This window comes from Staphylococcus kloosii (genome assembly GCF_032139365.1).
Taxonomy (GTDB): Bacteria; Bacillota; Bacilli; order Staphylococcales; family Staphylococcaceae; genus Staphylococcus; species Staphylococcus kloosii_A.
Window position 1 is genome coordinate 1 of sequence record NZ_JAVTDB010000055.1, and the last position, 6,864, is coordinate 6,864.

At 30.7% G+C, this 6,864-nt stretch carries 5 protein-coding genes and 1 pseudogene; 2 read left to right on the plus strand and 4 right to left on the minus strand.

Features of this window, described 5'->3' with window-relative positions:
* The 4 genes and pseudogenes from RPL90_RS07340 to RPL90_RS07355 all read right to left on the minus strand — a co-directional run.
* Positions 1-924 (minus strand): annotated as a pseudogene (locus RPL90_RS07340) (hypothetical protein); the annotation flags it as partial.
* Positions 925-1,139: 215 nt separating this feature from the next.
* A complete protein-coding gene (locus RPL90_RS07345) occupies positions 1,140-1,562 on the minus strand; it encodes a GNAT family N-acetyltransferase (RefSeq protein ID WP_313547343.1) in 423 nt (140 codons plus the stop codon).
* A 77-nt stretch (positions 1,563-1,639) separates the two neighbouring features.
* Positions 1,640-2,110: a DUF2538 family protein gene (locus RPL90_RS07350; protein WP_061855005.1), complete on the minus strand. Its 471-nt coding sequence runs from the start codon at positions 2,108-2,110 to the stop codon at positions 1,640-1,642.
* Positions 2,111-2,134: 24 nt separating this feature from the next.
* Positions 2,135-3,496 (minus strand): LCP family protein, encoded by a 1,362-nt coding sequence (locus RPL90_RS07355; protein ID WP_313547346.1) that lies wholly within the window; start codon positions 3,494-3,496, stop codon positions 2,135-2,137.
* A gap of 394 nt (positions 3,497-3,890) precedes the next feature.
* Here RPL90_RS07355 and RPL90_RS07360 point away from each other — a divergent pair, with 394 nt between their 5' ends.
* Positions 3,891-5,543, plus strand: coding sequence for a phospho-sugar mutase (locus RPL90_RS07360; protein WP_313547348.1), 1,653 nt, complete (start codon positions 3,891-3,893; stop codon positions 5,541-5,543).
* A gap of 69 nt (positions 5,544-5,612) precedes the next feature.
* Positions 5,613-6,743, plus strand: coding sequence for a serine hydrolase domain-containing protein (locus RPL90_RS07365; protein ID WP_313547350.1), 1,131 nt, complete (start codon positions 5,613-5,615; stop codon positions 6,741-6,743).
* Positions 6,744-6,864: the final 121 nt, after the last annotated feature.

Below are 6,864 nucleotides of genomic sequence, written 5' to 3' on the forward strand. Positions count from 1 at the left end.
GTCAATAGCCTTAACAGATTCAATAGGTGTAGTCGCCTGCTTAGCTTTATTATCATCAGCATTCACAGTTTTTTGTTGAGCTGTTGGTTTTTGGGCAGAGTCAACAGACTTAACAGAAGCAGCGGATGTAGTTGATTGCTTAGCTTTAATATCGTCAGCATTGACAGCTGTTTGTTGAGCCGTTGGTTTTTGAACAGCATCTTCAACTTTAGCTGAAGCCGAATGCTGGTCTTTGTTAACTTTATAAGTATTTGACTGAGTTATGTTATTGCTATGAATGTCATTCAATTTAACATTTGATGATTGATCATCTGATATGTTGTTTTGAACAAATTGTGGTGCATCAACATCACTATATGCTGAATTATTCGTATCAGATTCATCTTGAGCAAAAGTTGATTGTTTGTCATTATTTGAAGATGCAACTGATTTATCAGTGTCTTCATTTTCTTGTTGCGTTGTCCCTTTAATATCCATAGTGTGTGCTTTAGTCTGTAGTTTATCATCTTGAGTTACAGTTTCTTTTGTTTTATCAGCGATAGTGCTTTCTTGTTTAGCGTTACTATTACTATCAACTTGAGTTTGAGTGGAAGTTGACTGAGCATTACTGTTTTCAACGTTAGTTGAGTCATTATGTAAGTTGTCTAATGTTGCATCATAGTTTTGATTATTAGACTCGTCCTGCGCTTTAATAATTGTTGGATCTTGATAAGCTTGTGTCCCTGAAACGTTAGTAGTAGGTTTACTTACATCACTTTTAATTTGTTCGCTTTCTTTAAGTGCATTGTCATCGTTTAAAGTATTTTTGTTTGGCGTTTGATCTTGAGTTTTTTCAGAAGCATGCGCATGATGTGTTGTCAAAGCGGTTCCTGCTAAAGTTAGAGCGATAATTGAAGGCGCTTTATAATTAAATTTTTTTGGCATGTTACTACCCCTTTACTTATTAATGATTAATTTATCTAATTATAATACGCCGAAAACGATCTTGTTCATTTTTCATTAATTTGTAATGAAATAGTAATGTACAAAATCTAAGAGAAAACGTCTTGAAACCATGATAAATGTGTATTTGCTTTGAAAAATCAATTTTTTAATATTACAAAATAATAATTTGGTTGGTTATAAATTTAATAAAAATATTAAAGGGACTTAGTCATTTTAATATGCTCAATATTTTCTTCCATGAAAATATTACCAATAGGGGAGAACCCTAGATTGGCATAAAAAGGTTGTGCTTGAATTTGAGCATTTAATATTAATTTTTCATAGCCTGAATGTTGTGCTACTTGCTCAATAAATTGCATTAAGTCTTTACCAATCCCTGTTTTTCTATGCTCTTTTAATACAGCTACACGTTCAACTTTGACACCTTCATTAAAAGGGCGAAATCTAGCCGTCACAACAGGTTTATGATGCGTGTCATATCCTATAATATGTGTTGCAATTTCTTCATAATTATCCAATTCATTCTCTACAGGTACACCTTGCTCGTGAACGAAAACTTTTTTTCTAATGTCGAATGCTTGTTCCAATTCTGTATGGTTTTCAACTACTTTAAACATATTATTGCCTCATTTCATATATAAAATTAAGATTAAATAAAAACCCTATCGTTTAGTAACGATAGGGTGATTAACAATTATTGTGCTTCTTTACGAATAATAGCAGTATATTGCCAAAATATTCGCATTTGTGCAATGTTCCAATTATTCATTCCCATAGTAAATCCAGATGGTGTAAATAGATTAACATCTGTTACTTCTAGAGCAGCGGCAATTAAATATTGGATTGGCACACTAATTTGTTGCATTGTATCTGTTATACCATTTTGGTCATAAACCCATGAGAACGGTAATTCAGATTCAAACACATCAACTTTATCAAATATTTCAGGTAAAGCGACAATATAGCAAGCACCATCAACGACTGGATTTGCATCACTATCTTTATAATAAATACGTAGCGCTTCATAATTTTCACGATGTTCATGGTTTACATAGAAAAATTCGTTTCTAAAAAGTGCCATATCTTTGCTGTGAATTATTTGTTGTTCTAATACATTGAACATACCATTTATATGAGCTAGTTTATCGTAAGTTTTTCGCGTCATATAGTGTGCTCCTCTCTAATAAAATTAATATTGTGCTTGTTGTTGGCTTGGGTCAGCATTTGGTTGTTGTTGCTGTTGTTGATTAGGATTACCATTTTGTTGCTGCTGTTGTTGATCTTGTTGTGATTGATCTTGCTGCTGTTGTTGATCTTGTTGTGGTTGACCTTGCTGCTGTTGCTGTTGCTGGTCTTGTTGTGGTTGATCTTGTTGCTGTTGACTTTGGTCATAATTTTGTTGGTTATTACTATTATTGTCACTACCGTTTGATTGATTAGTGCTATCATCTGATGATGATTCATTGACAGATGAATTTTTATCGTTGTCATTCGTCGTATCGTTTTGATTTTTACGTAATAAACTCTTATCAATTTCGGTTTGTGGTACTAAATCACCATAATGATCTATAACACGTTGGTTTAAGAAATCATTTTTATCAGTAATTTTTGGTAAATTTAAATCTTTTCTTAATATATTAGAAGTATCTTTGATGTTTTTAATATCAGGATTGTAATAATAAACACCACTTAAGTAATCATCTTTACCTTTAAGTTGAGCTGTTTTCATATTAACATCTTTTTTCAGATATACAGAAGCTAATGCTCGTATTTCTTTATAGCTTAAATTGTGTTTAGAATTTTTACCGACAATTTTAATAACATCATCTAACTTATTAAAGGAATCAGATTTTTGTGCTTTTGCAAATAAGGCTTCTAATAATTCCATTTGACGTTGACCACGTTTTAAATCAGAGTCTTGGTGTCTTGTTCTCGCTACGGCTAAAGCTTCTTCACCATTTAATTTTTGGTAACCTTTTTTCACTTTTGTTTTACCAGTATCATTCATGTTTGGTTCGCTAATAGAGTATGGGACTTTGAAATATATGCCGCCTAATTCATCTACTGCATCAACGAACGCTTTCATGTTAATTCTAACGTAGTAATCTACTGGAACATTTAGTGTCGCTTCAACCGTATCCATTGAAGCTGCTGGACCACCATATGCGTGAGCGTGTGTTATTTTATCATAATACCCCACTTTAGGGATATAACTGATAGTATCTCGAGGAATACTCAACATTCTTATTTGCTTTTTCTTAGTGTTTAAAGTAGATAATATCATTGAATCTGTTCTAGAATGTTCTGTACTTTGACCATTCTTTTTTCTATTGTCATTTTCATCAATTCCTAAAAACAAAATTGAAATAGGTTCTTTTGATGCATTTACTTTCGAATCTCTTAAATTTGATTGACGCGCCGAATCGCTATTATTAAATGAGTTCTCAAAAGCACCTTGAGAAGTTTTAAATAAAATAATAGCGAAAACTATCGGAGCAACAACTAATAGCAATGAAAGTAAAATCAAAAAATATTTAAAAATTTTATTCATTATAGATGCTCCCACTTATTAAATTTTGTACATAATATTTTATTTTAGGGAAAACTTAATGTTATTAGTAAGTTTATTAATATTTTGTAAATAAGAAAATGTACTATAAACTAACATTTTATTACTATGAAAGAAAAATAGCAACTAAGTTAATATAAGATTTTATGTATATAAATTTGTAATAGGTACAAACTACTTTCATGTATCTATTCAAAATGATTTATTGAACGAATTAAGGTATAATGCAATATAGTAGTTATGATTATAAAACCAAAGCAAAATACAATTTCAAAGTTTACTATAAATTAACAAACTCATAGAATATTATAACTTAATTTAAGACATATATCTAAAATTTAAATCAGTTAGACGTTATGTAGGAGGTATACATATAATGAAACAACAATGGCTAGATAAATTAGACGAAAGCTTAGTTAAACCTTTTTATGACCAACAATCCGAATCCCAGATTGAGGAAGGATTTAATAATACTCTTTCATTTGGCACTGCGGGGATACGTAGTACATTTGGAATAGGACCAGGAAGACTAAATGCCTTTACTGTCAGAAAAGTGGCATTAGGTTTTGCAAAATATTTGCAAAATAGTTGTAAACAACCTATAGTAGTTATACACTTTGACACTAGACATCTTTCTAAAGCATTTTGTAACGAAATGGCAAGCGTATTAGCTTCTAATGGCATTCAAACAATTATATCTAATAGCTATAAATCAACGCCCGAATTATCTTTTGCGGTTAGGCACTTACAAGCCAGTGCAGGGATTATGATTACCGCGAGTCACAATCCGAAAAATTATAATGGGATAAAAGTATATAATCACGAAGGTGGCCAATTGTTACCAGAAGATTCAGAAATACTTAGTACATACATTAACGGTATAGATAATCTATTAGACCTACCTAAAGGTGATTTTGATCAATTAATCGCTGAAGGTAAGATTGAATATTTAAATGATGAAGTGACAAATAGTTATAAACAAGCAGTAAAAAAATTAGTAGGTAAAATCGAACAAGGTAATGTAAAAGTTGTGCTTACAAGCTTACATGGTACAAGCTTACCTTTACTTAGTGATATTTTGAATGACTTAGATTATAACAATTATGTTATTGAACAAGAGCAATCGATACCAGATGGTGATTTTCCAAGTGTGACGAGTGCTAACCCAGAAGAAGTCGATGCTTTTGACAGAGGCATAGACTTAGCAAGAAAAACTGATGCTAAGTTAGTCATTGCAACTGATCCAGATGCAGACCGTTTCGGATTTGTAGAAATTGATGATAATCAAAATTATCATTATTTTAATGGGAATGAAATAGGCTTGATATTAATGAAACTAAGATACCAGGATTTAATTGTTGAAGATGCTGATTTATTTATTATTAAATCAATAGTGACAAGTGAAATGGCTCAAAGACTTGCCCAATCACTTAATATTAAAGTTAATAATGTATTGACAGGCTTTAAATATATTTCTGATTTATTATCGAAAAAGGAGACATCTTCAGAAAAATTATTATTAGCATTTGAGGAGAGTCATGGCTATTTAGCCCAGTCATTTTCTAGAGATAAAGATGCAATTCAAATGGTGCCTTTAATTATTAAATATAAAAATTTATTAGCTCAAAATGGCTTATCTTTTAAAGAAATTTTAGACGATATCTATAACAATATTGGCCATTTTAAAGATAAGACAATAGCGCCTGTGTTTGAAGGACAAGAAGGTAATGCCAAGATTGAACGCATTATGCAACAATTTAGACAAGATAATAATGAATTAGCTACGATATGTGGTCTAAACATTCGTCAAATTGAAGATTATGAAAAAGGAAGTTTAATAGATACAGCAAGTGAAACAGAAGCTCAACTTGATTTACCTAAGACTAATTTAATTAGGTTTATATTTGACGAAGGTTTTATAGCTTTAAGACCCTCTGGAACAGAACCGAAAATTAAATTATATTTCTCATTAAATGTAGAAAATATAGACGATATTTCACAACAATTTGTTAAAACTTTTATTGAATAATACCCAAGAGGAAGGTAAAAGAAAATAAACATCGGTAAAAAGTTATATATTATTGTTATTACAGCAATCGTGATTTTATTAGTTATTGTAGGTGTGTATGCCTTTAAACAATATATGTCGGTTATGCCTAAGACAAATGTAATTAAAAAACAACAGCAAATTACGCACGGTAAAAAGGAAGTAAAGCGATTAAAAACAGTTTTCGATTCTCAAAATACACAAGATAAAGAAATAGATGATTACTTGCAACAAGCAAAATTCAATGGATCAGTTGCCGTTTTTCATAATGGTAAAATTAAATTTAATAAAGGCTATGGTATCAAAAATTTCCAAAATAATGAACATAACAGTGCGAATACGATGTATCTTATTGGCTCTTCTCAAAAGTTCTTTACTGGAATTATGCTCAAAAAATTAGTAGATGAAGGAAAAGTAAATATGAATAATCCTGTTTCGGATTATATCCTATGGTTCAAGACTACTAAACCGATACTATTAACGGATTTAATGTTGCATAAGAGTGGATTGTTTAAATATAAAGGCTCAACAAGTTTCCATAATTTAGATGATGCAGTACACGCTATACAACAAAGAGGCATTCAAAATGGCTTTTATAAACGTCATCGTTATAATGATGGTAATTATCTCGTATTAGCAAAGGTTATTGAATCTGTGTTGAATAAACCTTATTCAACAGTATTTAACAAAACGATAGCACATAAATATAAACTTCAACATACTGCATTTTATGACGATCCGAATGCGCAAAATGATATGGCCATTGGTTACAAAAACGTTAATAATCAACCTCAATTAATGGACCCAATATTATTAAATCAATATTATGGTGCTGGAAACTTATATATGGCTCCTTATGATATGGGGAAATTTATTGTGGATTTACAGCGTAATCGTGTTTTTCCGGAAAATGAAACGCAGCCCTATATAAAAGAAAGTAAAACAAATAGATATCCGGACGCGTATAGATATGGTTTTTATTCTTATAAAGATAAAAATAGAATAAACGGTGGTTTTTACGGACACGTATTTACGTGTTACTTTAACGATAAATATATTGTTGTAGTTGGTAGTAATTATGAAAACCCATCAGTCAAAAATGAAGCTGTAATCAAACATATTTACAATAATATTTTGAAACAAGGCGAAGATTATAATCAAGTAGGACATATCTATGAATAAATAAAAATTTCCTAAACAGAGTGATATTATCTAACTCTGTTTAGGAATTTTTTTATTGTGTAATTAAAACCATACGCTATGCGTATGGTACAGTATGGTTTCACCGTTGTATTAAAAAATG

Bases quoted from the DNA above. Each gene is read 5' to 3' on its own strand.
- RPL90_RS07345 (WP_313547343.1), bottom strand. From the start codon at position 1,562: ATGTTTAAAGTAGTTGAAAACCATACAGAATTGGAACAAGCATTCGAC.
- RPL90_RS07350 (WP_061855005.1), bottom strand. From the start codon at position 2,110: ATGACGCGAAAAACTTACGATAAACTAGCTCATATAAATGGTATGTTC.
- RPL90_RS07355 (WP_313547346.1), bottom strand. From the start codon at position 3,496: ATGAATAAAATTTTTAAATATTTTTTGATTTTACTTTCATTGCTATTA.
- RPL90_RS07360 (WP_313547348.1), top strand. From the start codon at position 3,891: ATGAAACAACAATGGCTAGATAAATTAGACGAAAGCTTAGTTAAACCT.